The 1,733-nt window shown below is 67.5% G+C and carries 1 protein-coding gene; it reads left to right on the top strand.

Going from position 1 to position 1,733, the window contains the following annotated elements; genetic code table 11:
* Positions 1-311: 311 nt before the first annotated feature.
* On the top strand, positions 312-1,733 hold a 1,422-nt coding region (locus tag U4E84_RS16830; RefSeq protein ID WP_322533255.1), incomplete at its 3' end, for a methyl-accepting chemotaxis protein.

Raw genomic sequence — 1,733 nt, 5'->3', positions numbered from 1 at the left:
TGGGCGATGTTCTCGACGTGGATCGGATCGAGCGTCACGGCCGTACGGCGGGCCGGGCGGATATAAAAGTCGTCGGCCCCGCGCTCGATCGCGGCTCGACTCACAGAGCGGAATCGCGGGCCGAGCGATCGACGCCGCCGATCGATCGGACCCGTTCGGCCGACGCTAATATATCGGAAAATTGGGCCGGTAACAAAACCCGCGGATTCGGGTGGCACGAGTTTGGTAGCGTCGCTACGCGCGCTAAGCGGGGCTATCAGGCGCAATACTTAGAGGCGATGTGTTTTTAAACCATACGACAACCGCCGGCTATGGCAGAGACTGCGACCGGGGTAGATGCTGGCGGGTCGGGCGGCCTGACGGAGAGCGTTCGGAACGTGATCCGCTACATCCCCGACGGCACTTCGATGCCGGAGGAGATGTGGGGGCCGCGGCACCGGAACATTCTGATCGTCATCGCGCTCCAACTCCCGCTGTTGGTCGTCCTCGGGCTCTACGAGGGAACGGAGTCTGTCACCGGCGCACGGATCCCGGCGACGCCGCTGTGGATGCTCGGCGGAATGCTGGCGGTCATCGTCGGTACGGGCCTGCTCGCCGCGTGGCCGCGGTTCGATCGGCGAACCAGAACGCTCCTCGCGACGTTCAGCGGCCTGACGATCTCGATGGCGCTCGTGAAGCTGTCCGGCGGGTACATCGAGGCGCACATCCACTTCTTCGTGTTCATCGCCGTGGTGGCGGTGTACGAGGACTGGCTCCCGTTCGCGCTCGGGATGACGTACGTCGCGGTCGGTCACGCGATCTTCGGGCTGATCGACGCGAGCCTCGTCTACAACCACTCGGTCGCGATCGCCAATCCGATCGTCTGGGGCGGGATCCACGCGGCGCTCGTCACCGCGCTGGCGGGCGCGCTCGTGGTCAACTGGTACTCGATCGAGAAGTCGCGCGAGACGGCGCGCGAGCAGCTCGAACTGGCGGAACAGAAGCAGGCGGAGATACAGGACGTCGAGACCGCGAAGGCGGAGGTCGAGCGGCGTCGCGAGGAGGTCGAGCGGCTGAACAGCCACTTAGAGACGAAGGCGGACGACTACAGCGCCGCGATGGACCGGGCGGCCGGGGGCGACCTCACCGTCCGCCTCGACGCGGAAAGCGAGAGCGAGGCGATGGCGCAGATCGGCGAGGCGTTCAACGGGATGATGGAGGACATCGACGAGGCGATGGGCGAGGTCCGGTCGTTCGCCGGAGAGGTGTCGACCGCGAGCGCGAACACGGTCGACGGCGTCGAGACCGCGGCCGACCGGAGCGAGGTCGTCAGCCGGTCGGTCACTGAGATCGCCGAGGGCGCCGACGAGCAGCGCGAGATGCTCCGGCAGGTGTCCGACGAGATGAACGACCTCTCGGCGACGATCGAGGAGGTCGCCTCCTCGACGCAGACCGTCGTCGAGGTCGCCGAGCAGACCGCCGACATCGCGGACGACGGCGAGGAGACGGCCGAGGCCGCGATCGAGCGCGTCGACGAGTCCCGCGAGGCGCTCGATTCCGCCGCGGGGACCGTCCAAGAGCTCGACGAGCGGACGGAGGACATCGGCGAGATCGTCGACCTCATCGGCGACATCGCCGAGCAGACGAACCTGCTCGCCCTCAACGCCAACATCGAAGCGGCCCGCGCGGGCGGGAACGGCGGCGGGAGCGACGGGTTCGCCGTCGTCGCCGACGAGGTGAAACACCTCGCCGAG

It is taken from the genome of Halorubrum sp. AD140 (genome assembly GCF_034497445.1).
GTDB lineage: Archaea > Halobacteriota > Halobacteria > Halobacteriales > Haloferacaceae > Halorubrum.
This window is presented reverse-complemented; position numbering and strand designations above follow the sequence as displayed.